Genomic DNA, 25,790 nt, shown 5'->3' with positions numbered 1-25,790 from the left:
GGATCAGATTGCTGATAGATGGAAAAAAGAAGGCAAAGTTTAACCGGGTAAACACTTTTTTTGAGAGTTTTTTTAAACAGCTTGATTCACTTGAAACTGTATGTTCCGATTTTTTTTATCTTAAAAAAATAAAGGAGATGAAAACAGGATCTTCCTGCTTTATCTCCTTTAAAAATTTTATCTCAATAAATAATCAGTCAACTACGATTACTATTACCGGCCGGCACTCAACGTTCACCCAGGCTCAGAAGCTTTAGTATAGTGGCCCCCAAAGGTGGTAAACGCAAAGAAATCGTATAATCCCTGCCGTTATATATCTGTTTAACGGTACGGATTACACCGGTATTCACCACGCCACTGCCGTAGTACTTCAGGGCATCGCTGTTCATTACTTCTTCCCACTCACCTGCTACGGGAAGCCCCACCAGGTAGTTTTCCCGCACTACCGGCGTCATGTTCAATACCACCAGCAAAATATCACCGGCTTCTTTCCCTTTCCGCACATAAGCCAGCACACAGTTATCATAATCATTTACCGTGATCCACTCAAAACCCGCGGCATCAAACTGTTGTTCATATAACGCGGTAGTAGTGGCGTAAAACTGGTTAATGTCTTTTACAAAAGCTGTCAAACCCTGATGGGTGGGATGCTTCATCAGGTGCCAGTCCAGCTCCCCACGGTAATTCCATTCAGATGTTTGCCCAAACTCATCCCCCATAAACAGCAACTTGGTGCCGGGATGGGTATACATATAACTATACAACAACCGCAGGTTGGCAAACTTCTGCCAGTCGTCGCCAGGCATCTTATACAGCATGGGCGACTTCCCGTGTACCACTTCATCATGACTCAGCGGCAGCATAAAGTTTTCTCCGAACGCATATACCAAACTGAATGTCAGATCGTTCTGGTACCACTTCCGGTGAATAGGGTCCTTTTTAAAATAGTCGATGGTATCATTCATCCAGCCCATCATCCATTTCATACCAAAGCCCAGTCCACCCATAAAAGTTGGCCGGGATACGCCATAGTGGGAAGTAGAATCTTCCGCAATGGTTTGTACATCCGGGAACAGGGCGTATATCGTTTCATTCAGCTTCTTCAGAAAACTGATGGCTTCCAGGTTCTCATTGCCCCCCACTTCATTGGGTTCCCACCCGCCCCGCTCCCTGGAATAATCCAGGTGGATCATCGACGCCACCGCATCTACGCGGATAGCATCCACATGGAACCGGTCGAACCAGAAAACAGCATTGCTCAGTAAAAACGACCGCACCTCATTCCGCGCATAATTGAAAATATAACTGTTCCAGTCCGGATGATAACCCTTACGCATATCCGCATATTCATACACATGCGATCCGTCGAAACGGAACAACCCATGCGCATCATACGGAAAATGCGACGGCACCCAATCCAGGATCACGCCAATACCCGCCAGGTGAAAAGCTTCCACCATCTCCATAAAATCCTGCGGCGTGCCATACCGGGAAGTAGGCGCAAAGTACCCGGTGATCTGGTACCCCCAGGAACCATCAAAAGGATGCTCCATAATGGGCATCATCTCCACATGGGTAAAGCCCATCTCCTTTACATAAGGCACCAGCATATCGGCTATTTCCTGGTAAGAATACACCCGCTCCGGATCAGAAGGATCAGGGCGGCGCCATGAACCGAGGTGTACCTCGTATACGGCAAAAGGACTGTCGAGCGCGTTGTTTTTCCGTCGGTGATCCATCCACTTCTTATCATCCCACTCATAATCCAGCGGGCATACCACCGACGCCGTTTTAGGACGTACCTCCCAGTGATTGGCATAAGGATCTCCCTTGATCAGCTCTTCCCCGCTGTTGGAACGGATAAAATACTTATAAAGTGCGCCGGGCTTCACGCCGGGCACAAAACCTTCCCAGATACCGGAGCTGTCCCACCGCGGGTAAAGCGTATGGGTGTAATGATCCCATCCGTTAAAATCCCCCATTACTGCTACAAATGCTGCGTCCGGCGCCCAAACGGCAAAGTACGTACCATGGGCGCCTTCTACCTCCATAGCATGAGCGCCAAACTTTTCGTATAGCCGGTAATGTGAGCCTGCCTGGAAAAGCGTTATATCACTGGAAGAAAAAAGAGTAAATGGTTCTACGTACTGTAAAGCGCGATTTGTATCTCCGGTCATAATAACGTGTGAATTGGGTGTCTTGATGAACAAGATAGTTTAAATTTGGGAAAATGACCTATACTATGAAACAGATATTTACATAAAAAGAAAAAGGTGCCCGATGGACACCTTTTCTCTTTTTATATCGCTATTCCGTTACCGGATTAGTATTTTTTCTTGTACGGAGGTTTGCCACCGCTGCCGAAAGACTCACGTCTGTCGCCACCGCTGCGGCTACCACCCGGGCGGCTGCCACCTTCTGCACTCCAGCTTCTTTTACGCGGACCATCTTCACGACGCGGACCACGATCGCCACCACCACCGGTGCGGGGACGTCTGTCGCCATCCTGGGACATTTCTATCCTCACGCTGCGGCCGTTATATTCCACTTTCTTGAAAGCTTCGGTTACTTTTGGCAGTTCTTCGTTCTCTACTTCAAAGAAGGAATAAACACCCTTCAGATCGATACGGCCGATTTTATTGCCACGGAGACCAGTATTGTCACACAGGTAACGGAGCATATCGCCACGGTTGAAATCATCTACTGAACCCAGGTTGATGAATAAACGGGTGAATTTGCCATCGCTTCTGCGCGGACCTCTGTCATCGCCCAGTGTACCGGCGCGTCTGTCGTCTTTTGCATTCAGATCAGGCGCATCCTGGTAGTATTCCAGGAACTGGTTGAATTCCAGGGAAGCAAAACGTTTGATCAGGTCTTCCTTGGTCATGGAGGCAAACTCTTCGTTGATGCGTTCCATGTAAGGTTCAATCTGTTCTTCGTTTACTACTACGTTATGTACTTTATGTACCAGGCCAAACAGTTGTTTTTCACATACTGCGAAACCATCGGGTACTTCAGCTTTTACAAATTTCTTCTGGATCACACGTTCAATCTGGCGGATCTTTCCGGTATCACGGCTGCTGATGATAGCAATAGAGATACCTGATTTGCCGGCACGACCGGTACGGCCGCTTCTGTGTGTGTAGTTTTCTACGTCATCCGGTAAATCGTAGTTGATAACGTGTGTTACGTTGTCCACGTCGATACCACGGGCAGCCACATCTGTAGCCACTAATACCTGCAGCGCTCTTTCGCGGAAGCGTTTCATCACCTTATCACGCTGCTGCTGGGTTAAGTCGCCATGCAGGGCATCTGCATTGTAACCGTCCTTGATCAGCGATTCAGCAATTTCCTGGGATTCAATTTTGGTACGGGTAAAGATGATACCAAAAATCTCAGGGTTGAAATCCACGATACGTTTGAGGGCCGCATATTTTTCACGCGGGCGCACTACGTAGTATTCGTGTTCTATATTAACGTTACCGCTGTTTTTGTTACCTACGGTCAGTTCAAACGGATCCTCCATGTATTTCTTGGCGATACGGCGAACTTCCTGTGGCATGGTAGCAGAAAACAACCAGGTAGTTTTACCTTCAGGGGTGTTAGACAAGATGCTGTTGATGTCTTCCTGGAATCCCATGTTCAGCATTTCATCTGCTTCATCCAGTATAGCATAACGCACATTGTCAAAATTAACCGCACCACGGTCAATGATATCCAGTAAACGGCCGGGAGTAGCCACCACAATGTGTACTCCTCTTTTCAGTTCACGCAGCTGCTGAACAATGCTGGAACCGCCATATACCGCTACGATGCTCACATCGCCGAGGTATTTGCTGAAGTTTTTCAGATCATTGGTGATCTGTAAACAGAGTTCACGGGTAGGACATAAAATCAGTCCCTGTGGTTTATTTATTTTCAGATCCAGTTGCTGTAGCAAAGGCAGGCCAAATGCAGCAGTTTTACCGGTGCCCGTCTGGGCAAGACCTACGAAATCGCGGTCACCTCCTAACAATACTGGTATTGCCTGTTCCTGGATGGGAGTTGGGGAAACGAAGCCCAGGTCCGTAATTCCCTTTAAGATAGGCTCTTGTAAGCCCAGTGATTCAAATGTAGTCATTGATTTGCATTAATCAAGCTCCGTCGGGAGCTGTGGATATAGCTTTTAGCAGTTAGCTATCAGCTGTTAGAAATATTATTTCAGCTTTTAGCGTTAGCTATCGGCTGTTGGTGGCTTTCAGTGATTAGCTGTTAGCTACCAGTTCTCCTTCGAGGTCGTAATCAAACGCCTTGGTGATCCGTACTTCTACAAAGTCGCCCGGTTTCAGGCGTTTGGTAGTGTCTATAATCACTTCGTTGTCTACTTCCACCGAATCAAACTCGGTACGGGCAAGGTATCTGCCTGCCTCTTTTTTATCTACTATTACTTTAAAGATCTTCCCTACTTTTTCCTGGTTTTTTTCCAGGGAGATTTCCTGCTGCACTTCCATAATTTCCTGCGCCCTGCTCTCCTTTTCTTCTGCCGGGATATTATCCTCCAGCTCGTAGGCGCTGGTTCCTTCTTCATGACTGTAGGTAAACACCCCTACACGGTCAAAACGCATTCTTTCCAGGAAACCTTTCAGCTCTTCCACGTCATCTTCCGTTTCACCGGGGAAACCGGCAATCAGGGTAGTACGTAAACAGATACCCGGTACTTTGGCACGGATATCATGCACCAGCTGTTCAATTTCCTCCCTCGTAATCTGACGCTTCATAGCCTTCAACATGGCATTGGAAGCATGTTGCAGCGGCATGTCAATATACTTGCAGATATTCGGGAACTCGTTCATCACATCCAGGATCTCCATCGGGAATTTGGTGGGATAAGCATAATGGAGACGAATCCATTGCAGTCCTTCCACTCCGGCCAACGCACGCATCAGGTCACCCAAACGGCGTTGCTTGTACAGGTCCAAACCATAATAGGTCAGCTCCTGCGCAATGAGCATGATTTCCTTTACACCGGATTTCACCAGTTTCTGCGCTTCTGTTACCAAGTCCTCAATAGGCTTGGAAACATGGCCACCCCGCATCAGCGGAATAGCACAAAAAGAACAGGTACGGTTACAACCCTCCGCTATTTTCAGGTAAGCATAATGAGACGGGGTACTCAGTAATCTTTCTCCAATCAGTTCTGCTTTATAATCTGCATCAAACTTTTTCAGTAACAGGGGCAATTCCATCGTTCCAAACCATGCATCTACTCCTCCGATTTCTGATTCCAGGTCGCCCCGGTAGCGTTCACTCAAACAACCCGTTACATAAACCTTATCCAGCTTGCCACGTTGTTTCAGCTCTACCTGCTCCAGGATGGTATTAATCGATTCTTCTTTGGCCTTGTCAATAAATCCGCAGGTGTTCACCACAACAATGTTATGATCGCGTTTTGCACTTTCATGCACCACATCGATTTCATTAGCCATGAGCTGACCGCTCAGTACTTCTGAATCCACCATGTTCTTGGAACAACCAAGCGTAATAATATTAACCTTGTCTTTCTTTAAAGTTTTTGTCTTCAAGCGCGAATGTTTTAAACAAGCGGTCAATCATTTGTTGAGCCGCTACCGCCACGAAGACACACAGACACTGATTGAATGTAACAGCAGACTTACTGTATGTGACTTGAGTCTTAGTGGGGGTTAAGGAAGGTGCAAAGGTAGTAAAAAGATTTGACAATTGGAAATTAATGCTAAGTAACTGTTCATTAGTTACTTAGCATAACGTTGGAACCAGGTCAGCCCAGCGTTTGCATGGCCTTGTCGGCACGCTCGCGGGCCTTTTGTCTTTTATAATGGTACCACCACTTGGGCGCCATCTTAATCATGAGGTTATTCATTCCCCGCAGCCCTACCAGGTGGTAAAGCCCGTTGAGTTTATTGACGAAAGAAGGGTCCAGCGCCCGGAGACTCATGGCAAAACCGCCATCCAGGTATTCCATATGATGCCAGTAGCCCGCCGGCATAAACATGGTATCGCCGTGGTTCAGGATGGTAGTATAGCCCCGCGCATGTTTCAGCGCCGGAAACTGGTCCTGGTCCAGCTGCTCATGCCAGTTCACGAAGTTAGCCGCGCTCTCCACGGTAAAAGGCATCCGGTAAATGAGGGGCGATTGGTTGTTTTCCAGCAGCAATACCCGCTTACGCCCAATAAACTGGGTATGGAAAATGTGCGAAAGGTCAATGTCATAATGCATGTGTGCCACCGAACCGGCGCCACCCACAAATAACATCGGGTACTTTTTCAGAAATCCGGAGGCAAATTCATCCGGGAAAGTAAAATCTTCCACCAGCTGGGGAGCATGCTGAAAAATGTTGAACAGGAAAATCCGGAGCGCTACCGGTCCCTGCTGTATCATGTCGAGGTATGCCCCGAAAGTAATGTAATCATCCGCCCCGTTTACAAGGGTATTTTCGTTGGCGCGCTCATTATTGTATACCCCAACCGTTTTGCTGCCGACTATTGATTTGAAATAATCCCATGTCCACTTGTTGTAGGCCGGCCAGTGTTTGCTAAGTGCCGCCGCCGGAATAATTACAGGTTTACGTGGCTGGTAATAGTTCTTCTTGAATTCCGCTGGTGTAATATCTTCAACTCGATCTATGTGCTGTACTATCATACTTACGAATTGTTAAAAAGGGTACAAAAAGGGAACAATTATCCAAATTTAATAAATGCAGTGCGATTTTATAATTACAAACAAAGAGCTTTAATGTTGATCAAAAAATGAGCCGGGCTCCTGTTGGAGCCCGATTGCCTTTACTTAAAGTAAAATATTAGATAAGGTTTATGCTGGTTGATAAATAACATTCACAATGATCATAAAATCAGGCATTTACACTAAAGAGTGAATCTACGAAAGACTCTTTATTAAATACCTGCAAATCTTCCATCTTCTCACCAATACCAATATATTTTACCGGTATCTTAAACTGGTTGGCAATGGCCAGTACCACACCGCCCTTCGCGGTACCGTCCAGTTTGGTAATAGCCAGGGCTGTTACCTCTGTGGTAGCGGTGAACTGTTTAGCCTGTTCCAGCGCATTTTGCCCGGTAGAGCCATCCAGCACCAGCAGTACTTCATGCGGGGCATCAGGAATCACTTTCTTCATCACCCGCTTAATTTTGCCCAGTTCATCCATCAGGTGGAGTTTGTTGTGCAAACGGCCGGCGGTATCTATAATAATTACATCCACATCTTTGGCTGCGCCGCTCTGTACCGTATCAAAAGCCACTGCGCCGGGATCGGATCCCATCTGCTGCTTTACAATAGGCACACCCACTCTTTCACTCCAGATCGTCAGCTGATCTACCGCTGCTGCACGGAAAGTATCTGCCGCACCCAGCATCACCGACTTACCCGCTTTCTTAAAGTTGTAGGCCAGCTTACCAATGGTAGTGGTTTTGCCCACACCATTTACACCTACCACCATAATCACGTAAGGCTTCTTACCAGCCGGTATGTCGAAATCACGGAAGCCACTATCCGGCGCATCTATCAGCAACGCTGCAATCTCTTCCTGCAACATTCTGTTCAATTCACTGGTTCCCAGGTATTTATCCTTAGCCACGCGCTGCTCTATGCGGTCAATGATCTTTACGGTTGTGTCTACGCCAACGTCTGCAGAAATAAGGGCGTCTTCCAGGTTATCCAATACTTCGGTGTCTACGGTGGACTTCCCTGCAATGGCGCGTCCTATTTTACTCAGGAAGCTCTCTTTGGTTTTTTGTAAACCCTGATCCAGATTTTCCTTCTTCTCCCTGGAAAATAGTTTATTGAAAAAGCTCATAATTTAGATTAATTGGGTCCGGTACATTCCGGTTTTTTTAGGGTGCTAAAATACATCTTTTGTGTTAACGACGCGAATTTTGTCTTCAGACAACCTCCTCACAAACGCAAAAAGCTGTCCCTTAACAGGACAGCCTTTCAGTATTATTAGTAAAGCCGAATTACTTTTGGGTCATGTACTCCTGGATCTTATCCTTGTGCACGATTGCTTCCTTAAAAGTATAAGCACCGGTTTTAGGAGAGCGGATAGCTCTGATAACCTTGGTCCATACCTTTGATTCAGCTGCTGCTTTAGTATCTTTTACTTTCGCGTTCTTTGAAGCTACTTTTGCCATGGTATTCTATTGTTTTTATGGTCCAATGGCTAATTGGCAGTATGCTAATACAGCCATTTCACCATTAACAATTACTTATTTAATTTCTTTGTGTACAGTCACTTTCCTTAAAATAGGATTGTACTTTTTCAACTCCAGACGCTCAGGAGTATTTTTCTTATTCTTGTTAGAGATGTAACGGGAAGTTCCGGGTTGGCCAGAAGCTTTGTGCTCTGTGCACTCCAGAATTACCTGCACTCTATTACCTTTTTTTGCCATTGTGTATTACAAATTAAGTGAGTCTTAGAATTAGATTGCCTGACCAGCTGCACGCAATTCCTTCACAACTGCATACAAACCTCTCTTGTTGATGGTTCTTAAACCGTCAGCAGAAACTTTCAATGATATCCATTTGTCCTCTTCTGCCAGGAAAAAACGTTTCTTTTGCAGGTTAGGAAGAAACCTTCTGTTCGTCTTAATGTTGGAGAAGGAAACATGGTGACCTGTAATCGGCTTCTTTCCTGTCACCTGACATACTCTTGCCATGATCTAAAAATTTAGGAATGCAAAAGTCCAATTTATTTATGGATTTTGCAAATATTATTAAATGAATTTATTCACAAATGCATAAAAGTCACCTGTAAAAAGCGGCTTCTTAATAAGTGAACACAATGCAAAATATTGATAACCATTCGGTTATCAGGCAAATTTACATCTGTCTTTTGCCGAAAAATATTTTTTACAACAGTACGATCAGGCTACGTAAAACGGCTCCTAATCTTACCGATTCCAATACTCTTTGCTGATCCGTTCCATGTTTCAGCAACGCTTCTTCGTGCGAAGTTACGCACATTTCACATCCGTTCAATGCAGATACCACCAGGCTCAGTAACTCAAAAAATTCTTTCCCCAATACCGGGTTCGCCATAATGCTCATCCGGATGCCTGCAGGTGTAGTGGTGTAAAATTCCTTGTTCACAAAATGCCTGAAACGGTAATATACGTTATTGGCACTCATGAGGGAAGTACAGCTGATCACCTCTGCAACCTCCTTGTCCGTTGCTCCTTCCTGCACTGCCAGCTTCTCAAATGATGCCTGCAGATCCGCATGCTTCTCATTCACCGCCACAGCCAGCCCGATCATATACGCCTCTTTCTTCGATAAGGTAGCTGCCGCCAGCGAATTGGATACATTGATCTTCAGATCCTTCAGGTACCGCGCATCCACATTTACAAGGGATTGCAGTTTTCCTGAAACCGAATCTGCCGTCAACCCTACCGCTTCCAGTAATTGAACAGCCGTATCCTGATTTGTAGTTGCAAACATAATATGTAATTTTTTTATTTAATAATTTTATTAGCAGAAGAAGCTGTCCTGCCATGTTTATCCCGGCAGAACAACCTTCTTCCTAATAAAACAGTAAATGACCTGATTAATTAAGCAGTCAGCGTAGCTTCACCCTTAGTCCAGTTGCAAGGGCACAGCTCATCTGTTTGCAGGGCATCCAGTACACGCAGTACTTCTTTCACGCTACGGCCTACAGACAGGTCATACAGGGAAACCCAACGTACAATACCCTGAGGGTCTACGATGTAGGTAGCACGGTAAGCCACTTTTTCATTGGCTTCCAGGATACCCAGCTCAGTAGCAAGGGATTTGGAAGTATCAGCCAGCATAGGGAACTGCAGGCCACGTAAATCTTCATGATCTCTTCTCCATGCAGCATGTACAAACTCACTGTCAGTAGATGCACCGATCAACACCGCATCACGATCAGCAAAATCCTGCGCATGTTTGTTAAATTCAGCTATTTCAGTAGGACATACGAAAGTAAAGTCTTTAGGCCACCAGAACATCACCATCCATTTGCCGGAGTTCTTCAGTTCTTCAGAAGACAATTCATAAAATTCTTTACCTTTTTCAATTGATACTACAGCCGTTTTTTTGAATTCGGGAAACTCTGACCCTACGGATAAGATAACATTTTTCATAATAACTAATTCTCTTTTTGATTTACAGACTAATGATTTTATTCTTTGACGGCGCAAAGATCACATTACATTCATTATTAATCAAATAGATTTTAAAAATGTGGTATTGAGTTTCTCTATATATGTGGCTTTTCACTGCGGTGGAGCGGGTAACAACGAACACGGCAACTATAAGCAAAAAAAATGTTCCGGACTTAACATTTTTATGCTATTTCTGTAACAATTTGGCACGTTATTTAGTTATATAAGTGGACTTTTTTTAATCAATTTAGCATGGAAATGAAGAAAAAATACTTTTTACTGGTGGTTATCACGATTGGACTTGCTTTGATCCCGTTTATTAAAAACAGCATCATCAAACACGATGAATTTGACGCTACCCGAGATCTGTTCATTTAGTGTTTAGCGGGTCCCATTGACCGTTTCTGAAAACACCCCAAAGTGGGGTCGGACTTTTATATGCCGGTAGGTACTGATGCGACCGGACTGCACTCCTGCCCCCTTAACTTTTATTATCTTTCACCTTACTCATATTTTATCATTAAAAAGCGATTGGGAAACCATACCGGATAATTCCGTTATCGTCTCCCAATCGCTTCCAGGTGAATAACCAGCGCTATCAAAATCCCCGCTAACCCAATACAGTAAAAGGTTTCCAGATCAAGTCCACGTCCCCTCCACGTCACCTCCACCATTACTCCATGTCAAAGGCTACTCCTAAGCATGTCCACAGCCACTTCCAGGTATATCCCAGGTATGTAATCAGGTAGTTTCACTGATCATATCCGCAAAATTCCGGATACCGATCATTTTAGCAGAAGTATACCCCTCGGCATACTCCACCCCCACCATCTTACCCAACATCTTTGCACGGTAAATAACACTGTCGAAAAAGCCCGTACCGGAAATGTAAGTCTGTGGCTCATGGTCTTTCGGCGCCAGGAACTGCGAACTGAAGCTTTTAATCGCATCCAGCTTCTGCTCCATCACGGCACTGATATCTATTACAAAATCCGGCTCATGATAACGGTCCTGCAGGAAGTGAAAAACCTGCTTCGGACGCCACGCTTCCTGTGGCTGCCCGTCTGCCATAGTCTCCACTTTTCTTAATCCCGCCAGGAAACAGCTGTCGGCAATCAGTTTGCCGGCCCTTCCGTGGTCAGGATGACGGTCGTCCATCGCATTGGCCAGCACGATGTCCGGGCGGTACTTCCGGATCGCCGTAATGATCGCCATTTGCTCCATGGTATCGTTTCTGAAAAAGCCGTCAGCAAGCCCCAGGTTCTCCCTTACTTCCAGTCCCATGATCTTCGCCGCTGCCTGTGCTTCCTGCTCACGCAGTTCCGGGGTGCCCCGGGTGCCCAGTTCCCCGCGGGTGAGATCCACCACGCCTACCTTCATTCCCTGCCGTGCATGCACCATCAGTGTGCCGGCGCACCCCAGCTCCACATCGTCCGGGTGCACCGCTATAGCCAGTATATCTAGTTTCATATGCTGTAAATTGAGGTGCAAAGATGGGAAAATATTTAATCTTCTGAACTGGTGATAACGATCCCGGCCTTCCGGTCCATCACCTGGTACTTATCCTGTACTTCTTTGTCGGAAATAACCTTTACGGAACGGAAAGTCTTCCGGTCTACAGTCATCAAACCGGTTTCATTGGTAGGGGTAACCGGTTTACCATTTACGATGAAGTAAAAGCTGCTGTCGTTGCCGTATTTACGCAACAAACTGTCATATGCGGGGGATTCACTGCTCAATAAGGCATTCACCCTTTTACGGGCAAAGGGTTTGGTTTCTATATACACCACGCCGTTCTCCGCCTGGCTGCCGTACTTCAGCACGGCTTTGGCGCCTTTGGCAATGGTGATCACACCAATACGGTCGGGCGAAACCTGCCCGATGGCGGCCTGCGTTACTACCACGCTGTCCAGTACATACACGGGATCGTCATCGGCTATCTGTGCCGCTGCCCCAACAGAAATAAATAATAAGCTGATAAGTGAGATCCTTGCTTTCATAATAAGCCCTTTTTCATGACAGGCGAATATTACGAAGATAGCCCAATTAATTATAGGCGCGGAATTGCTGGTACATTTCCAGCTCCTGTACAATCACCTCGATGTCGCGGTCTTCCTGCTTATCGTAATCGCTTTTCAGGTTGCCTCCAAAAAAGAAAGCAACGGTTTGCCATACACGGGCATTAAAGCCGCCTTTGAGTTCCTTGATGATTTCAAAGCAGTTCTGACCCGTTTCGCGGTCAATCAGTTTCATGAGTACTTTACCCTGGTAAACGGAGAGGTTTTCGAGTTTATCGCCAAACTGGGCTTTGAGTTCTTTTTCCTTGCTGGCCAGGAAGGCTTTACGTTCCCTTTTATTCATGGTAGCCATACGGGTGTTCACATCTTTCAGCACCTTCGCCGCCGATCTGGCAAAAGGATAGGTTACATATACCGCATTGCGTAAACGGCTCCAGCGCTCGCGTTCCTTACGCAACGCCTTTGGCATCTTAGCCACTACATCAAATATGGCCAGGGTAATTACCGGAACGGTATCACGTCCCACTATCATGGCATGCAATGGTATTACATCCGCACCATGCGCCTCCTGGGCCATCGCCTCCGTGTAACAAAGGGATACGCCCAGTGCCAGGAATAATGAAACGATGATCTGTTTAATACGGATACGCATAGTTAACTTAACGTTGCTTATAGATAGAATGTTACCACAAGTTATAAAAGATTTCAGAATCCGGGTTAACTAAAAAGTGTTATCGCACCGGCCTCATATGTAACTTATTCATTACGAAATTATCTATCGCTTTTTCCACCGCGGGGATATCATGACCTGTAAGCGCGCAGCCCATTACATGGTTGCCGGCGCCGGGAATAGCCACGGCCTCCTTTAAAGAATCCGGTGTGCCCAGCTGCTTTTCCATCTCCAGGATGGCGGCTACCCGCACCGTTTTATCCTGGTGCAGTTCATCTTTATAATAGTACAGGTTCAGCACCGGCTGATGTACTTTTTTGAACGTTGCCGGTATCATACTGGACTCCAGCAGGTTTTGCAGTTGCACCACCGCTTCCAGGCGGTAATTGTTGTACCAGTACTTTGCGGTTTCCGGGTTCTTGTCATCGCTCCGCCTGAAATCACCTTTACTCACCGTTCTGGCCAGCTGCAACCCCCAGGGGTTATTGGCAAGAAAGGCCAGGTTGTCGTTGATGGCAATATTGGGCGACATATTGATCATGGCATATACATCATTGGGATACGCCGCTGCCAGCTTCAGTGCCAGCGTGCCGCCGGTGGAGGTGGTCATCAGGATCACCTTATCGCCCAGCGCCTTGCCTATGCTCAACGCTTCTTCTGCATCTTTCCACAAACCTGCTGCCGTCATATGCAGCAGCGGATCGCTGGTGTCAATCCCGTGCCCGTCGAGCCGCGACAGGTAAAGGTTACACCCGTAGCGCGCGGCAAAATTGCGGTGTACAGGGTTCCCCTCTTCCTGGCTGGCGGAAAAGCCATGCAGGTATACCACGGAATAAGGCGTTTTATGAAACCCGGAATCCTGCCATACAATACGCGCTTCATTATCGGGTTTCAGCCGGTGCGCGGCTTCTTTCTGCTTTATATATGCTTCCAGGGCGGGGCCTGCAGCCGGTACTGCCGGCAGAATGTGTTCATAAACCGGTTCCGCCGGTTTGGGGCCAAGAAGATACACCACGGAAGCTATGGCTATAACGATCAGGGATATACGCAACCACCTACGCATCATAAGGATATTTATTCCAGCTAAATGTAGATAAGAATTCTGAAATGCCGCAGCCCCGCCGGTTATTTAATTAATAAAAAATCCTTCAACAGCCACGCCATTGAAGGATTCTTTCTAAAAAAATATCTGTAGTTATCTTCTTCTTACTTTCTGATAAATACTCATGGCGGTACCAATCACCGTAATAATGATACCCAGCCACAACACGTTGATATAAGGGAATATCAGCGCTTTCATCACTATGTAATCACTGAAGCCGGCGGCTTCTTTTACTTTCAGCTCTATTTTATTCTCCGCAGGCATAATTTTCGAGAACCGTACATTCAGTCCCAGCGGCGCCAGCGTATCTTCCACGCTGTACTGGTAGCTGCTGTCGCGGATAAAATAGATCGGCTGCAGCTTGAAGTGATCATCTGTTTGTGTGTATACCTCCAGCTCTGCGCCTACGGCCAGGTCGCCATTCTGCGGAATGTAGTTGCGGCTTTCGGGTTTGGTGTTTAATCCTTTCAGCACAATAAATCCTTTGGAGAAGAATACCGAGTCGCCCTGTTTCATTTCATGGGTCACATAAGGCGTGGTATCCTCTTTGGCGGCTTCTTCACGGTTAGGCGCGGCAGATACATAGGTAAAGATATCTTTTGTCAGGTAATGCCTCGAAGCCGGGTTGGACGACAGCGCATTTTCCTTTTTATTCACAAACGCATCCGGGTAAAGGGTGAAACGCTCCAGCGCCTTGCCGGTTTGTTTATCCTTTTTCTCGTAATGCACTACGTAATATGTTTTGGGATCTCCCTGCGCTACGGAATCACCGGTATAGGTAACATGATAGTCGCCCATTTCCACCGGTACATCCTTTGGCAGCATAATATTTTCGCGCGGATTCTGTTTGCTTTCCTTTGTGAAAATGCCATCGCCCAGCATCTTCATGCGGTCCAGCGAAATCACTTCCATTTTGGCAGAGGAAATCAGTACCCCCAGCAACACCATACCAAAACCGATATGCGCCACAGAGGCGCCTGCATTCTTGATTTTGCCTTTCAGACCGGAGAAAATATAAAAGAAGTTGCCCACAATCGCATAAATGCTGGCAAACAACATCAGGTAAATAGCGGTGAGAAAACCTGCACCGTATTTATCGTAGGTGATAGTACCTTTCCAGGCCACCAGCGCCGTTAATAAGATGGTTACAATAGTAGGTACCAGCAGTTTCTTTGTGATCTCGCCACGTGGGGTATCCTTGTACCGCATAAACTGCACGATGGCCGTTAATACGCCCAGTACAATCGCAATCCAGATCTGGATTTTGTTGTAGTGGAAAATACTGTCAGACGGCGGCGCAATATCGTTCATGTTGAAGGCGGACTTCAGCCCGGTGAGACTCAGTAATTTATTCCATACAGGAATAGAAGTGGTGAAGGTGATCTGGATGGCTGCGATCAGCAGGATCAGCGAACCCACAAACAGCCAGAACTCGCGGGAGTAGCTGTTCTCTTCTTTCTTTACAGAAGGAATTTCCTTTCTGCGTACAATCAGCAGGGCGATGGCCGGAACCGTAAATACCAGCATGGAAATCAACAGCTGTGCGCTCATTCCCATATCGGTAAAGGAGTGTACGGAAGTATCGCCCAATACGCCGCTCTTTGTTAAGAAAGAGGAATACAGGATCAGTACGTAGGAAATAAAGAAGAAGAAGAAGGTAGATTTCAACGAGTGCCCGGTGGCTTTATAAGCCAGGAGCGTATGCACGCCTGCCACCATGGTAAGCCACGGTACCAACGACGCATTTTCTACCGGGTCCCATGCCCAGTAACCGCCGAAGTTGAGCGATTCATAGGCCCAGGCAGCACCCATCATAATTCCGGTTCCCAGCATCATAATGGCAAACAATCCCCAGGGTTGTACCGGTTTTACCCAGCCGGTGTAGTCTTTTGTCCATAAACCGGCAAACGCAAAAGCAAATGGAATGATCATGGAAGCAAAGCCCAGGAACAGTACCGGCGGGTGGATTACCATCCAGTAGTTCTGCAACGTAACATTCAATCCGTTTCCGTCGTGGATATGCTGCATATAGTCTGCTGTCTGGAAGATAGGCGCCAGTTGGTTTTCAGGCGCTTCCCTCAACAGCATGAAAGGATTGCTGCCCACTTTATAACCCAGGATGAAAATACCCAGCAACATGCTGGCCATAATCAGCTGCGCGAGAGAGAAGATGGTCATTACCGGCGCTTCCCAGTTTTTGGAAGTGCGGATCAGGAAAATCCCCAGGATGCTGTTCCAGATGCTCCACAGCAGGAAGCTGCCTTCCTGGTCGGACCAGAGGCTGGACAGCAGGTATTGAATAGGCAGGTCGCGGGAAGTATTGCGCCATGCATATTTATATTCGAAATAGTGATTATACAGGATAAAGTACAGGCAGGTAAATACACCTATTACGGCGGCCGACTGGATAATGAAAGACCAGCGTGCCAGTCGTTTCCAGGAATCCCTGATCAGGGGTTCTTTTCCTTTAACTACATTATAATAAGCCACAGTGGCTACCATAGATGCTACAAATGCCAGTATGGCAAAGAAGTGGCCAAGTTGGCCCGGCAGTAAATGTTCCCCTACAAACTTCATAAAATTCCTCTGAGAGATGTGAATATTGTGGCATAGATCATCCTACGACGACAATCATATACATATAGCTAATTATATCTGTTTGTTGCTTACTGCAACCTGGTCGTCCTTATACTTGGAAGGACATTTCATCAGTATTTTGCTGCAGTGAAATTCTGAGCCTTCCATTTTACCGGTCAGTACAATGGATTCGGCTTTTTCAAAGTCGGTAGGTTTGGCGCCGTAGAAAACTACTTTATGGGATTCCCCGGTTTTATCGTGGACATAGAAGCTGAACAGGTTGGCATCTTTAGCCGGATCGTAGCTCATTGCTTTCAGGGTATCGAGTTTACCAATTACGTGAAACTCCTTCCCTTCTTTCTCACGGGCTGTTGCGAAAGTTTCATAGGTACTGAAATCACCCACCATAGTCACTATCACTCCAATTGCCACCGCAATTACCACCAGCAGAATAATATTTGTTTTTTTCATATGAAAATTATCTTCCCTATTGATTAGACACAAGCTGCAAAAACCCTTTACCAACGCCGCTTCTACTATTCCTTCCTTTTTGCCTTACTTTATTTGTTTCCGATTAATCGGCAAAATTAAGTCAAAATGACCTTCTTCCGACAAATTTTATATAAAAGGCAATTCTTTTTATGAGAAGGACGGCTGTAAGTAAACATAATCCTATCTTTGCGCGGAATTTAGAAAAGTACGACTTTATCATGGCAGATTTATCTCAATTTGACCCTAACTCGGTTGGCCTGCTGTCCAACAACGTTTTTGGCTTACCTTTTTCCGAAGAAGAGGCAAGACTGGTGTTATTACCTGTTCCCTGGGAAGTAACCGTTTCCTATAATAATGGTACGGCCCGCGGCCCCGAACATATTTTCAGGGCTTCCTTCCAGGTAGACCTGTACGACGCAGATGTAAAAGACGGCTGGAAACAGGGTTTCTACATGCGGGAGCCAGACAAGCACCTCCTGCTGCGCAGCGACTACCTGCGCAAGGAAGCAGAGCTGTACCTGAAATTCCTGACCGAAGGGGGAGATATTTCTGAAAATGAATTCCTGAAAAAAACACTGGTAGACGTGAGCAACGGTACCAGGGCCATGAATGAATGGGTATACACCCAAACCAAAGCGCTCCTGGAAAAAGGTAAGCTGGTTGGTTTGGTGGGCGGCGACCACAGTACGCCACTCGGCTTCTTCAAAGCAATCGGTGAACACAAGGGCGAATTTGGTATCCTCCAGATCGATGCCCATTGCGACCTCCGTGATGCATACGAAGGATTCAAATACTCCCACGCCTCTATTATGTTTAATGCGCTGGCAGAAGTGCCGCAGCTCTCTAAACTGGTACAGGTAGGCATCCGCGATTACTGCGAAGAAGAAGTGGATTATATCAATAACAGCGAAGGCCGCGTAGTTACCTTCTTTGATAAACAAATCAAGGAAAGACAATTTGAAGGAGAATCCTGGAAACCTATCTGCGACAGCATTGTAGCTGCTTTACCACAACAGGTATATATCAGTTTTGATATCGACGGACTGGATCCGAAATTATGCCCGCATACCGGCACCCCGGTAGCAGGCGGTTTTGAAGCAGAACAGGTATACTATCTCTTTAAAAAAGTACTCGAAAGCGGTAGAAAACTGATCGGTTTTGACCTGAACGAAGTAAGCACTTCACACGACGAATGGGATGCCAACGTAGGCGCCCGTGTGTTGTTCAAACTTTGCAACCTGTTGATCAGTTCTAATTCTTAATCTCACATTCCTGTTCATGCATAGTTTGCGCATCCTGCATCCGAATACCCCCAGCAGAATCCGGTTGCTCCCGGTAATGCATGGGCTTACCGGCATACTGTTCCTGTTTAACGCGATCGGTATTTACCGCAGTCCGCAACCTAACTGGTTCCTGGTATTTTTTTTCCTGGTAATAGGCATATTGTGCATTGGCTTCCCTTTTACCATGAGAAGGTTTAAGAAATTTACCGAAGCCAACACTGTAGCCCGGATGATAGAAGCGCTTATTTGTCTTACCGGCAGTTTGTATTTCCTGTCGCACCTCAACCCGGTTACCGCATTGCTGCTGTTCCTGGTAGGCGCAGGGCTCGCCTACGTAGGCTGGATGGAATACCGTATTTTCCAACCTTCTTACGTAAAAATGGATACCACCGGGATTACCCTGCCCACTACCTTCTCAAAAAGGCTGGTTGGCTGGAACGAACTGAATAACGTAATTTTGCGGAACGATCTGCTCACAATAGACTTTAAGAACAACAAGATTCTGCAACTGGAAATACTGGATGAACCAGGCGCAGCACAAAGGGAAGCACTAAATGATTTTTTCCGGAGCAGGGTTCAATAACATAAAAACAAAAAATGCTAAAACAAACACCTTACATATTATACTCAGACGGTAACGGTAATATTTTTGAAGATACTACCATGCATGTAACCGGCCGTAGCGGCTGGGATGCGTGGCCGGTAGAAGCAGATGAATGGATTGAATTACCGGAAGGAGGTAATTTGTATGAGTTGCCCGGCCGCCGGGGTATTGGTATCAATGCCACCACCGGCGATATGCAGCTTTGTGATAAAGGATGGGCCGTAGCTGCATTTATACCACCGGCGCATACCGGCTTTTACCTGGCTGCCTACGAAACCATGCCGGACGCTCCTACCCTGCCGCTGTTCTGCTATACCGCAGTAGGCTGGCTGGATGGTAAGTTTTATGTACCCGCCACCCGTATTGAAGCAGATATCCGCCAGGAATGCGCGGGCTTTGATGATAAAAAGGTAAAGCAGGGCGTAAAAACCCTGGTGGAAGCATACCCGCATAACAGGCTGGTACAGCATCTCGCGGAAAATTGCGCACTCACTTATGAGTGTCCTGCCGCGCGTAATTATTTTATGGGAAGATGGGAATGCCCTATTCCTTCCTCTCCTGCATGTAATGCCAATTGTGTTGGATGCATTTCATTCCAGCCGGAAGAAGAAAGCATTGTTTCTACACAGGATCGTCTGCGCTTTAAACCAACCGCGGAGGAAATTGTGGAGTACACCGTACCTCACCTGGAATCAGCTCCTTTCCCTATCGTTAGCTTCGGACAGGGCTGTGAAGGCGAACCGCTGCTGATGTGGGAAACCATCCGCGAATCCATCCTGGAAATACGTAAACATACGCCAAAAGGCAGTATCAATATCAACACCAACGGCAGCAAACCGGATGCCGTAAGAGCCTTGTGTGAAGCAGGCCTGAACAGTATCCGCGTAAGCCTGAACTCCGCACAGGAAAAATATTACACCCCGTATTACCGCCCTAACAACTACGTTTTTGAAGACATCATCGAAAGCCTGAAAGTAGTGCGTGAATTCGGCGGCTGGACCTCCATCAACTACTTCGTATTTCCGGGCATGACAGACAGCGCAGATGAATATGAAGCACTGCGTAAACTGATCCGGGAAACCGGCCTGAATATGATCCAGTGGCGTAATTTCAATATTGATCCCGACTGGTACCTCGGTAAACTGGGCGTAACGGAAACGGGAGAATGCTTAGGGGTAAAACAGTTACAGGAACTGATCCATGAAGAATTCCCGGATCTGAAATTCGGTTACTTTAATCCTCCGATGGAGCGTATTACCGGTGATTATATGAGCGACTTTGCTCACTGAAAATAATAAAGCACATTAAAAAAAGAGGCTGTCTCAAAAAGGGGTAGCCTCTTTGCCTGGGTGCTACAGATGCTGCACACGCAGCAGGGGCGCCAACGAAAGAACACTGTTAACCTTACCCCTTATAAGCCGGGTCAAACTCTACAATCCATTCAATACCATATTTGTCTCTAAACATTCCGGCGTACGTACCCCACGGACTGTCACCAATAGGTCCCTCTACTTCTCCGCCTGCCGATAATCCGTTAAATATTTTGTCAGCTTCTTCACGGCTTTCTGCACTAACTGAAATTTTCGACCTGTTCTCATTTTCGTTTACCCGTCCCATAAATTCAGGAACATCATTGGCAATTAACACATTGTGTTTGCCAAGAGGCAAAGCGATGGTCATTATTTTATTTGCTTCCTTTTCCGGTACCGGAAATTCATCGCTTGCCAGGTCCTTGAAACGAATGACCCTGGTGAATTCTCCGCCGAAAACAGATCTGTAAAAAGTGAATGCTTCTTCGGCATTTCCATTGAAGTTGATCCACGGATTGATTGTTCTCATAACTTTTATTTTTAGATTGTTGATCTTTCGGTTTATTATTTCTGCGATAAAGTGGTTAACAGATCTCCCAGGTTTTTTAAGGTCGTGATAAAGCCTGCATCAAAGAGAATAATAACGATGTGATCGGCCAGCATTCGCAGGCGGCGCCTTTATTAGAGGCGGGCTTTAATGGGGTTGCTGCTACTTCAATTCTTCCGCGAAGCGGTATTGCCTCGCATAAGCGGAAGGCGACATACCGGTCACCTTTCTGAATACCCGGTTAAAGGTGATGGGGTTATTATATCCGGTAGCATATGCTACTGCTGCAATGCTGTCAAAATCCCCGTTGATAATATTCTTGCACGCCACATTGATCCTGATCTCGTTCAGAAATTCAAGGTAGGTTTTGCGCGTATGTTTTTTAAAGTATTTGCAAAAAGCGTAGGTAGTAAGATGTGCCACGCTGGCAATTTGTCCAAGCGAAATATTTTCTGCATAATGCTCCAGCGTATACTGGTAAATATCATTCATCCGCAGCCCTTCCGACTCGCTGTAGGAGTGCCGGGAAAACCCCGTGGATAACGACTTCCAGTCCTTCACCTGTTTGGAGAAATATACCAGCATGCCCACAAATGCCAGCAATCTTTCTGCACCGCTGAGGCGGGAGATCTTTAATATATCCGTAGCTGTTTTCTCCGCGTATTCAGCAGGCAGTTGCAAACTGTTGGCAGTGAGTTGCAGGAACTTCCTTACGGAGTCCATCTCTTTCAGGGAAAATAAACCCTGTAGTGCATGTTCATGATCGAAAAAGATATGGATGGCGTGGATATTCTTCTCCTGTAAATTTTCAAAATACCGGGCATCCCCTTTAAACATATGGGGCTGATTGGCGCCAATCACATAAATATCTCCGGCCTTGAATGGTTGGGTATAGTTCCCGGCAATCAGGGTGCCTTCTCCCTTTATAATAAGTGTTACCTGCGCCTCTTTGTGACGATGCAGGTAATTATAGAAGTAAGGGAGGATATCTTCCTGTATTACTACAGCACCTTCATCGGCAACCGGGACAGTAAATTGAATTACTTTCATTAACCAATTTTACTAATTTCTCTGCAAAATTAGCGATTATGTGGCAATAATGGTAAAGTGTTGGACAATATCTCAAATGCTCAGGCTGCCCGGCCTACTTTCTTCTGCAACCATAAAAACCCGCCACCCGACAACACGCACCCCAATGCTGTAATCCCCCACCACGGTTTAAACCCAAGATGCTGCACCACAAAAGCCCCTGTTGTGGGCGATACAATATTGGCCAGGGAGTATGAAATGGTATAAAGCGCGGCATACTGCCCGCGGTTATGGTCCAGGCTCCTGCCGATCCAGAAACTGTTCATAAAGGGGAGGCAAAACATTTCCCCGAAGGTGATCACTACCATAAACACCACCGCCAACGCCCATACCGGCGGCAGGAAACAAAGTAACATATAGGAGAAGCAAACCATCATAGCGCCGCGGGCCACAAAGGACAGGTTAGGCATTTTCCCGTCGAGGCGGTATACCATCACCATTTCCACCAGCGCAATCAGGATTCCGTTCACAGACATATTCAAACCAATTGCCCATTCTTCCATGTGCATCACTTCTTTAAAATATAACGGCACAATGCTGGAAAACTGGAACAGGCAGATCGCATTCACGGTAGCAAAAAGCAGGAACCACAGGTAAATATGATCCCTCCATACCTTATCTTCTTTCTTTACGGCTGTTTTGGCTGTCTTTGGCGGCGCCGGTACCGGTGGCAGGAAAATCCGCATCAGGATGGCGGCCAGCATACAGGTGAAGCCATCTACCCAGAAAAGCAGCTGGTAGCTGAAGCTGGCAAGGATACCGCCAATGGCGGGACCTACCGACCATCCAAGGTTTACCGCCAGCCGGTTCAGCGCATACGACCGGGTACGGTTCTCAGGCAGGCTGTAGGCGGCAATAGCAATACTGTTGGCCGGCCGGAAGGCATCGCCCACAGAACTCATCACAAATACGCAGACACATATTTGCTCAAAGGTGCGCATCTGACCCAATAAAATGAACAATAATCCGTTAGAGAAAAGACTCCAGAACTGTACCTGGTAGAAACCGATCTTATCAGACAGCCATCCGCCCAAAAGGGCGCCAACGATGGCACCGGTACCAAAACAGGCCATTACCAGGCCTGCCTGGGCAATACTGAAATGAAGATGTTGCGTGAGATATACGGTCATAAAGGGAATGACCATCGTTCCGCTCCTGTTGATCAGCAATACAAGCGACAACCACCAGGTAGCAGGAGCAAGACCAGTATAAGCATTTTGATAAAGACGGATCGTTTGTCTGGCAAGGTTCATAAAATCGGTGAAAAATAATTTAGTATAATTGGATTAACAGCACAGTTTTTGCAAAGATCCGGAATTCATCTTTTGATGAGCGATTATTTTTTCTGGATCAAAACATTAACTTTGGCCTGAACAGGCACTCAATAAGGTTATCATGGAGGAAAAAAACGGTAAAAAAAATATACAGGCTTTAGGGATCACTATCGGCGTGCATGCATTGCTGTTAGTGGCGCTGGTATTTACCGGTTTTTCTGCACCTCCCCCGTTACCGGACCAGGATCTGGGCATGGAAGTGAATCTTGGTACTTCCGACGATGGCATGGGCGATGAACAACCATTAAACCCCAACCCGCCCAGTGCAGCGGCGCCTGAACCTGCAGCTGCCGAAAGTCCGGCTGCTACCGCTCCGGCCAACACCGAGCCTCAGCAGGACATTGCCACCCAGGATGAAGAGGATGCACCGGAAATAAAAAAACCGGAAAAGCCGGTAGAGAAACCAAAAGAAATTCCAAAGAAATTAGAACCAAAACCTGTAAAACCTACAAAGAAACCTGCAGAAACACCACCGGCGCCAACACCTCCCGCACCAAAACCAAAGGCGGTATTTTCAGGCGGCACCGGCAACAGTGCCAACAGCGGTAACAGCGCCAATGGCTCCAATAATGCTACAGGAGAAGGTAATACCGGCAAACCCGGCGATCGTGGCCAATTGGGTGGTAACCCTAACGGCGGCGGATATACGGGCGGTGGACTCGGCGGCGGACGCTCCGATTTCCACCTGAACGGCAGAAGCCTCATCGGCAGACCACAGGTTACTTACGACGGCACCGAAACAGGCTATGTAGCCATCAATATAAAAGTAGATCAAAAGGGAAATGTGACTTCCGCCACTTTTAGTATGAAAGGATCTACTATCAGTAACCCCCGCCTGATTGAGATAGCCAAAAAGGCTGCCTCCAGCGGACAACTGAAATACAATGCTAACCCAGACGCGCCGGAAGAGCAGTTTGGAGTGATACGCTTCTTTTTCAAAGCAGAATAAGCAGAGTAAATAATATATACAGATTTTTAAAGAAGCTGTTTTATTTATCGGACCAGGAACTGATCCGAAACGGCATAGCTTCATCCAAAAATTTGATTCGTTCCTACATCTCTACCTATGATTGTAAAAACTGACAAGAGCAAACTTTTTGTGTCATTTCGAGGAACCTATTTTTTATCGCCAACGATGATTGTAAAACTTAACCGTATCTTTTCCGGCACCGCAATATTGCTCGTGCTGATGCAAGCCGCTGTGGCTCAAACTTTCCCGGGTTACAATAACAGTAACTACGCGGGTATTTACGGAGTATTCTCCAACCCCGCCAGTGCAGCCGGCTATCGCTATAAATGGGATGTAAACATTATTGGTGCAGATGTAAACGTTGGCAACACTTATGTAAGCGGTCCAAAATCCTTACTGTTTAACAGACCTGACTCTTTCGTGCGGAACCGCGATTACTTCCTTGATGAAGGCGCCAACAGGAAACAAATGGGCTGGGAAATGGCGGAAATTGTATTACCATCTGTATTATATGCCATCGATGAAAAACAATCCGTTTCCTTTGTATGGCGTATGCGCAGCAGTAGCAGCGGTGGTAACATCACCACGCCCATCGCTAATTTCTTTGGAGTGGATTTTCCCAACCCGGGCTATGTCAACAAAAATTTGAGTATCCCGCAGGCAGGCGTTTCTTCCCACATCTGGCATGAACTGGGCTTTAGTTATGCGCGCACCATCAAAGAAACCTACAGCGGTCGCTGGAAAGCCGGCGTTACCCTGAAACTGCTCAGTGGTGTAGCCGCAGGTTACGCATCCGTAAAAGATGCCAACTTCAGACTGAACTCTTCCAGCAATGCCACTATTACCAGCGGTACCCTGTATTACGGCTATAATAAAGAACTGGACGACTGGCAATCGCCCGCGCAAAAAAACCTTCAGCTGTTCCAGAATAACGGCATCGGCGCAGATATCGGTGTGATCTACGAATACCGCCCGGATAACGGCGGCTTCGGGGCTTCTGAAAACTCTGACGCAGACGACTACAAATTTCGTATAGGCGCTTCCATTACCGACATCGGCAGGATAAAATATAACCGGTCTCCTACCAACACCAACCTTAGCCTGGTGAAGGATAATGTAGTGCCAAAAGATATCCAGTACCGGAGCAAAGAAAGCCTGCAGCAATATGCCCGCCGGCTCAATAATTATTTCACACCACTGGGCACCGATTCTACTTTTAATATGATGCTGCCCACAGCGCTCAACCTGATGGGTGATTATAATATCGACAACCGCTTTTTTATCAGCGCACATGCCGTTATTGCATTAACCGCCGGTAACCGCGATGTCTCCAAAACATACGCTTTAACGCAATTCAATATTACGCCACGCTATGAAACCTACCTGTTTGGCGCCTATATGCCATTCACTATTAACCGCAACGGCCAGGCCGATGTAGGAGCAGGTATCCGCATAGGTCCCCTCCTGATTGGTTCCAGTACAATTTTTACGAACCTCTTTCAAAAACATGTGGACCGTGCAAATGCTTTCGTAGCTTTGCGCTTAAACTCAAGCATGTTCGAACGGGGTGAGGGCGGTGGTGGCCTCTTTAAGAAGCGTAACCGCCAGTTGGATTGCCCGGTGGTTAACAATTACTGAT

25 protein-coding genes are annotated in these 25,790 nt (G+C 46.7%); 6 read left to right on the top strand and 19 right to left on the bottom strand.

The window, feature by feature from the left end:
• Window positions 1–227: 227 nt before the first annotated feature.
• From glgB to V7S65_RS04110, 10 genes are all read right to left on the bottom strand, one after another.
• Window positions 228–2,177: a 1,4-alpha-glucan branching protein GlgB gene (gene glgB, locus V7S65_RS04155; RefSeq protein ID WP_336386116.1), complete on the bottom strand. Its 1,950-nt coding sequence runs from the start codon at window positions 2,175–2,177 to the stop codon at window positions 228–230.
• Between the two features lie 146 nt (window positions 2,178–2,323).
• Complete coding sequence (locus V7S65_RS04150) at window positions 2,324–4,120, bottom strand: DEAD/DEAH box helicase (RefSeq protein ID WP_079468081.1); 1,797 nt, start codon at window positions 4,118–4,120, stop codon at window positions 2,324–2,326.
• A gap of 124 nt (window positions 4,121–4,244) precedes the next feature.
• Complete coding sequence (gene rimO / locus V7S65_RS04145; RefSeq protein WP_336386117.1) at window positions 4,245–5,561, bottom strand: 30S ribosomal protein S12 methylthiotransferase RimO; 1,317 nt, start codon at window positions 5,559–5,561, stop codon at window positions 4,245–4,247.
• Between the two features lie 215 nt (window positions 5,562–5,776).
• The gene (locus V7S65_RS04140; protein WP_079468083.1) at window positions 5,777–6,658 is read right to left on the bottom strand and encodes a cupin-like domain-containing protein; all 882 of its coding nucleotides are present in this window, start codon (window positions 6,656–6,658) and stop codon (window positions 5,777–5,779) included.
• A gap of 208 nt (window positions 6,659–6,866) precedes the next feature.
• Window positions 6,867–7,829: a signal recognition particle-docking protein FtsY gene (ftsY, locus tag V7S65_RS04135; protein WP_111578767.1), complete on the bottom strand. Its 963-nt coding sequence runs from the start codon at window positions 7,827–7,829 to the stop codon at window positions 6,867–6,869.
• Window positions 7,830–7,989: 160 nt separating this feature from the next.
• Window positions 7,990–8,163: a DUF4295 family protein gene (locus V7S65_RS04130; RefSeq protein ID WP_079468085.1), complete on the bottom strand. Its 174-nt coding sequence runs from the start codon at window positions 8,161–8,163 to the stop codon at window positions 7,990–7,992.
• Window positions 8,164–8,238: 75 nt separating this feature from the next.
• Complete coding sequence (gene rpmG / locus V7S65_RS04125) at window positions 8,239–8,421, bottom strand: 50S ribosomal protein L33 (protein ID WP_079468086.1); 183 nt, start codon at window positions 8,419–8,421, stop codon at window positions 8,239–8,241.
• 30 nt (window positions 8,422–8,451) lie between these two features.
• A complete protein-coding gene (gene rpmB, locus V7S65_RS04120) occupies window positions 8,452–8,688 on the bottom strand; it encodes a 50S ribosomal protein L28 (RefSeq protein ID WP_079468087.1) in 237 nt (78 codons plus the stop codon).
• A gap of 193 nt (window positions 8,689–8,881) precedes the next feature.
• Entirely contained in the window at window positions 8,882–9,469 is a 588-nt protein-coding gene (locus V7S65_RS04115; protein ID WP_336386118.1) for a carboxymuconolactone decarboxylase family protein, read from the bottom strand.
• A gap of 110 nt (window positions 9,470–9,579) precedes the next feature.
• A complete protein-coding gene (locus tag V7S65_RS04110; protein ID WP_089896021.1) occupies window positions 9,580–10,134 on the bottom strand; it encodes a peroxiredoxin in 555 nt (184 codons plus the stop codon).
• A 273-nt stretch (window positions 10,135–10,407) separates the two neighbouring features.
• On the opposite strand from V7S65_RS04110, the gene V7S65_RS04105 reads away from it, so the two are divergent.
• The gene (locus V7S65_RS04105; RefSeq protein ID WP_310009537.1) at window positions 10,408–10,533 is read left to right on the top strand and encodes a hypothetical protein; all 126 of its coding nucleotides are present in this window, start codon (window positions 10,408–10,410) and stop codon (window positions 10,531–10,533) included.
• Between the two features lie 363 nt (window positions 10,534–10,896).
• Here V7S65_RS04105 and bshB1 read toward each other — a convergent pair whose 3' ends face one another.
• The 6 genes from bshB1 to V7S65_RS04075 form a co-directional block, all read right to left on the bottom strand.
• On the bottom strand, window positions 10,897–11,625 hold the full coding sequence (gene bshB1 / locus V7S65_RS04100; protein ID WP_079468090.1) for a bacillithiol biosynthesis deacetylase BshB1: 729 nt from the start codon (window positions 11,623–11,625) through the stop codon (window positions 10,897–10,899).
• 35 nt (window positions 11,626–11,660) lie between these two features.
• Window positions 11,661–12,155 (bottom strand): hypothetical protein, encoded by a 495-nt coding sequence (locus V7S65_RS04095; protein ID WP_336386119.1) that lies wholly within the window; start codon window positions 12,153–12,155, stop codon window positions 11,661–11,663.
• 46 nt (window positions 12,156–12,201) lie between these two features.
• Window positions 12,202–12,825: a DUF4294 domain-containing protein gene (locus V7S65_RS04090; RefSeq protein WP_227024585.1), complete on the bottom strand. Its 624-nt coding sequence runs from the start codon at window positions 12,823–12,825 to the stop codon at window positions 12,202–12,204.
• Between the two features lie 79 nt (window positions 12,826–12,904).
• Window positions 12,905–13,906, bottom strand: coding sequence for an alpha/beta hydrolase (locus V7S65_RS04085; RefSeq protein ID WP_336386120.1), 1,002 nt, complete (start codon window positions 13,904–13,906; stop codon window positions 12,905–12,907).
• Between the two features lie 132 nt (window positions 13,907–14,038).
• Complete coding sequence (gene ccsA, locus V7S65_RS04080; RefSeq protein WP_111578769.1) at window positions 14,039–16,522, bottom strand: cytochrome c biogenesis protein CcsA; 2,484 nt, start codon at window positions 16,520–16,522, stop codon at window positions 14,039–14,041.
• A 72-nt stretch (window positions 16,523–16,594) separates the two neighbouring features.
• Window positions 16,595–16,993, bottom strand: coding sequence for a cytochrome c maturation protein CcmE domain-containing protein (locus V7S65_RS04075; protein ID WP_079468094.1), 399 nt, complete (start codon window positions 16,991–16,993; stop codon window positions 16,595–16,597).
• Window positions 16,994–17,232: 239 nt separating this feature from the next.
• Here V7S65_RS04075 and V7S65_RS04070 point away from each other — a divergent pair, with 239 nt between their 5' ends.
• From V7S65_RS04070 to V7S65_RS04060, 3 genes are read left to right on the top strand one after another with little or no spacing between them, the layout of a single operon-like run.
• The gene (locus V7S65_RS04070) at window positions 17,233–18,276 is read left to right on the top strand and encodes an agmatinase family protein (protein WP_336386121.1); all 1,044 of its coding nucleotides are present in this window, start codon (window positions 17,233–17,235) and stop codon (window positions 18,274–18,276) included.
• Window positions 18,277–18,292: 16 nt separating this feature from the next.
• Entirely contained in the window at window positions 18,293–18,880 is a 588-nt protein-coding gene (locus tag V7S65_RS04065) for a hypothetical protein (RefSeq protein ID WP_079468095.1), read from the top strand.
• A gap of 14 nt (window positions 18,881–18,894) precedes the next feature.
• Complete coding sequence (locus V7S65_RS04060; protein ID WP_111578771.1) at window positions 18,895–20,190, top strand: radical SAM protein; 1,296 nt, start codon at window positions 18,895–18,897, stop codon at window positions 20,188–20,190.
• 115 nt (window positions 20,191–20,305) lie between these two features.
• Here the strand turns inward: V7S65_RS04060 and V7S65_RS04055 are convergent, their stop codons facing one another.
• The 3 genes from V7S65_RS04055 to V7S65_RS04045 all read right to left on the bottom strand — a co-directional run bounded on the left by V7S65_RS04055 (window position 20,306) and on the right by V7S65_RS04045 (window position 23,100).
• Window positions 20,306–20,740: a VOC family protein gene (locus V7S65_RS04055; protein ID WP_079468097.1), complete on the bottom strand. Its 435-nt coding sequence runs from the start codon at window positions 20,738–20,740 to the stop codon at window positions 20,306–20,308.
• 180 nt (window positions 20,741–20,920) lie between these two features.
• A complete protein-coding gene (locus tag V7S65_RS04050; RefSeq protein WP_079468098.1) occupies window positions 20,921–21,808 on the bottom strand; it encodes an AraC family transcriptional regulator in 888 nt (295 codons plus the stop codon).
• Between the two features lie 80 nt (window positions 21,809–21,888).
• Complete coding sequence (locus V7S65_RS04045; RefSeq protein WP_336386122.1) at window positions 21,889–23,100, bottom strand: MFS transporter; 1,212 nt, start codon at window positions 23,098–23,100, stop codon at window positions 21,889–21,891.
• Between the two features lie 142 nt (window positions 23,101–23,242).
• Here V7S65_RS04045 and V7S65_RS04040 point away from each other — a divergent pair, with 142 nt between their 5' ends.
• On the top strand, window positions 23,243–24,130 hold the full coding sequence (locus V7S65_RS04040; protein WP_111578773.1) for a hypothetical protein: 888 nt from the start codon (window positions 23,243–23,245) through the stop codon (window positions 24,128–24,130).
• A gap of 186 nt (window positions 24,131–24,316) precedes the next feature.
• A complete protein-coding gene (locus V7S65_RS04035; protein ID WP_143313484.1) occupies window positions 24,317–25,789 on the top strand; it encodes a DUF5723 family protein in 1,473 nt (490 codons plus the stop codon).
• Window position 25,790 lies beyond the last annotated feature (1 nt).

Origin of the sequence: Chitinophaga sp. CCNWYY40 (assembly GCF_037483205.1) — a bacterium.
Lineage (GTDB): Bacteria > Bacteroidota > Bacteroidia > Chitinophagales > Chitinophagaceae > Chitinophaga > Chitinophaga ginsengisegetis.
This window is presented reverse-complemented; position numbering and strand designations above follow the sequence as displayed.

What these genes read in the sequence shown, in the direction of transcription:
- glgB (WP_336386116.1), bottom strand. Translation starts at nt 2,177, where the DNA reads ATGACCGGAGATACAAATCGCGCTTTACAGTACGTAGAACCATTTACT.
- V7S65_RS04150 (WP_079468081.1), bottom strand. Translation starts at nt 4,120, where the DNA reads ATGACTACATTTGAATCACTGGGCTTACAAGAGCCTATCTTAAAGGGA.
- V7S65_RS04140 (WP_079468083.1), bottom strand. Translation starts at nt 6,658, where the DNA reads ATGATAGTACAGCACATAGATCGAGTTGAAGATATTACACCAGCGGAA.
- ftsY (WP_111578767.1), bottom strand. Translation starts at nt 7,829, where the DNA reads ATGAGCTTTTTCAATAAACTATTTTCCAGGGAGAAGAAGGAAAATCTG.
- V7S65_RS04130 (WP_079468085.1), bottom strand. Translation starts at nt 8,163, where the DNA reads ATGGCAAAAGTAGCTTCAAAGAACGCGAAAGTAAAAGATACTAAAGCA.
- rpmG (WP_079468086.1), bottom strand. Translation starts at nt 8,421, where the DNA reads ATGGCAAAAAAAGGTAATAGAGTGCAGGTAATTCTGGAGTGCACAGAG.
- rpmB (WP_079468087.1), bottom strand. Translation starts at nt 8,688, where the DNA reads ATGGCAAGAGTATGTCAGGTGACAGGAAAGAAGCCGATTACAGGTCAC.
- V7S65_RS04115 (WP_336386118.1), bottom strand. Translation starts at nt 9,469, where the DNA reads ATGTTTGCAACTACAAATCAGGATACGGCTGTTCAATTACTGGAAGCG.
- V7S65_RS04110 (WP_089896021.1), bottom strand. Translation starts at nt 10,134, where the DNA reads ATGAAAAATGTTATCTTATCCGTAGGGTCAGAGTTTCCCGAATTCAAA.
- V7S65_RS04105 (WP_310009537.1), top strand. Translation starts at nt 10,408, where the DNA reads ATGGAAATGAAGAAAAAATACTTTTTACTGGTGGTTATCACGATTGGA.
- bshB1 (WP_079468090.1), bottom strand. Translation starts at nt 11,625, where the DNA reads ATGAAACTAGATATACTGGCTATAGCGGTGCACCCGGACGATGTGGAG.
- V7S65_RS04095 (WP_336386119.1), bottom strand. Translation starts at nt 12,155, where the DNA reads ATGAAAGCAAGGATCTCACTTATCAGCTTATTATTTATTTCTGTTGGG.
- V7S65_RS04090 (WP_227024585.1), bottom strand. Translation starts at nt 12,825, where the DNA reads ATGCGTATCCGTATTAAACAGATCATCGTTTCATTATTCCTGGCACTG.
- V7S65_RS04085 (WP_336386120.1), bottom strand. Translation starts at nt 13,906, where the DNA reads ATGCGTAGGTGGTTGCGTATATCCCTGATCGTTATAGCCATAGCTTCC.
- ccsA (WP_111578769.1), bottom strand. Translation starts at nt 16,522, where the DNA reads ATGAAGTTTGTAGGGGAACATTTACTGCCGGGCCAACTTGGCCACTTC.
- V7S65_RS04075 (WP_079468094.1), bottom strand. Translation starts at nt 16,993, where the DNA reads ATGAAAAAAACAAATATTATTCTGCTGGTGGTAATTGCGGTGGCAATT.
- V7S65_RS04070 (WP_336386121.1), top strand. Translation starts at nt 17,233, where the DNA reads ATGGCAGATTTATCTCAATTTGACCCTAACTCGGTTGGCCTGCTGTCC.
- V7S65_RS04065 (WP_079468095.1), top strand. Translation starts at nt 18,293, where the DNA reads ATGCATAGTTTGCGCATCCTGCATCCGAATACCCCCAGCAGAATCCGG.
- V7S65_RS04060 (WP_111578771.1), top strand. Translation starts at nt 18,895, where the DNA reads ATGCTAAAACAAACACCTTACATATTATACTCAGACGGTAACGGTAAT.
- V7S65_RS04055 (WP_079468097.1), bottom strand. Translation starts at nt 20,740, where the DNA reads ATGAGAACAATCAATCCGTGGATCAACTTCAATGGAAATGCCGAAGAA.
- V7S65_RS04050 (WP_079468098.1), bottom strand. Translation starts at nt 21,808, where the DNA reads ATGAAAGTAATTCAATTTACTGTCCCGGTTGCCGATGAAGGTGCTGTA.
- V7S65_RS04045 (WP_336386122.1), bottom strand. Translation starts at nt 23,100, where the DNA reads ATGAACCTTGCCAGACAAACGATCCGTCTTTATCAAAATGCTTATACT.
- V7S65_RS04040 (WP_111578773.1), top strand. Translation starts at nt 23,243, where the DNA reads ATGGAGGAAAAAAACGGTAAAAAAAATATACAGGCTTTAGGGATCACT.
- V7S65_RS04035 (WP_143313484.1), top strand. Translation starts at nt 24,317, where the DNA reads ATGATTGTAAAACTTAACCGTATCTTTTCCGGCACCGCAATATTGCTC.